Raw genomic sequence first — 1,450 nt, forward strand, 5'->3', positions numbered from 1 at the left:
CCCTCACCCCGGCCCTCTCCCCGGAGGGGAGAGGGAGAAGGCGCGGCGTCGGACGTTTCCAGGAGCAGGATCACCGCACCCTCGGACACCTCGTCGCCCACCTTCAGCTTGAGTTCCTTGACCGTACCGGCGGCGCTCGAGGGCACTTCCATCGTCGCCTTGTCGGATTCCAGCGTGATGAGGCTCTGTTCCTTCGTCACGCTGTCGCCGGCCTTCACCAGCACCTCGATCACCGGCACGTTGTCGTGGCCGCCGATGTCGGGGACTTTCACTTCGATCGTGTTCGCCATGGGGAATCCTTGAATCGCGATGCGGGAAGGTGGCGCCAAGGGCAGCCCCTCACCCCAACCCTCTCCCCGGAGGGAGAGGGAGACAAAAGTCAGAGCAGCAGGCGGCGGATGTCGCCAAGCTGCTTCGCCACGAAAACCGCGAAGCGGGCGGCGAGCGCGCCGTCGATCACGCGGTGGTCGTAGCTCAGCGACAGCGGCAGCATCAGGCGCGGCGCGAATTCCTTGCCGTTCCACACCGGCTTGATCGCGGCCTTGGAGACGCCGAGGATCGCCACTTCCGGCGCGTTGACGATGGGCGTGAAGCCGGTGCCGCCGATGCCGCCCAGCGAGCTGATGGAGAAGCAGCCGCCGGACATGTCGCTCGGGCCGAGCTTCTTGTCGCGTGCCTTCTTCGAGATCTCGCCGAGTTCGCGGGCGAGGTCGAGCAGGCCCTTCTTGTCCACGTCGCGGATCACCGGCACCACCAGGCCGTCGGGCGTGTCCACCGCGATGCCGATGTGGAAGTACTTCTTGAGGACCAGCTTCTCGCCGGTCCCGTCCAGCGATGCGTTGAACTGCGGGTATTCCTTCAGCGCCGCCACCACCGCCTTCATCTGGAACACCAGCGGGGTGATCTTGAGGTCCTTGTTCTCTTCGCCGAGCTTCTTGCGGAAGGCCTCCAGCTCGGTGATGTCGGCGTCCTCGTGCTGGGTGACGTGCGGGATCATCGCCCAGTTGCGCGCGAGGTTCGCGCCGGAGATCTTCTGGATGCGCGAGAGCGGTTTCTCCTCGATCGCGCCGAACTTGCTGAAGTCCACCTTCGGCCACGGCAGCAGGTTGAGGCCGCTGCCCGCCGCCACGGCGCCGCCCTGCACCGGCCGCGCGCCGGAGGCCAGCGCGTGCTTGACGTAGGCGCTGACGTCGTCGCGCACGATGCGGCCGCCGCGCGAGCTGCCCTTGACCTGCTGGATGTCCACGCCCAGCTCGCGCGCGAACGCGCGCACGGCGGGGCTGGCGTAGGGCGCGTCGCCCGGCATCACGATGTTCGCGTCGAACGGCGGCCGCGCCTGCGGCGGCACGTCGCCTTCCGGCGCGTTGCCCGGCTCGGGGCGGCGGCTGGCCGGCGCGGGGGCTTCCGCCACCTGCGGGGCTGCGGCCCTGGCCGGTGCAGGGGCCGGTGC

Annotated in this window: 2 protein-coding genes; both read right to left on the reverse strand. The window is 69.0% G+C overall.

All coding sequences use genetic code 11. From position 1 onward, the window contains the following. Window positions 1-290 (reverse strand): biotin/lipoyl-containing protein (locus PCA_RS17655; protein WP_304624782.1); only part of this gene is annotated, 290 nt, incomplete at its 3' end. Window positions 291-379: 89 nt separating this feature from the next. Beyond that, the coding region (locus PCA_RS13620; protein ID WP_181303150.1) for a 2-oxo acid dehydrogenase subunit E2 at window positions 380-1,450 on the reverse strand (1,071 nt) is incomplete at its 5' end.

The sequence above is a fragment of the Rhodanobacter sp. PCA2 genome (genome assembly GCF_013620825.1).
GTDB lineage: Bacteria > Pseudomonadota > Gammaproteobacteria > Xanthomonadales > Rhodanobacteraceae > Rhodanobacter_A.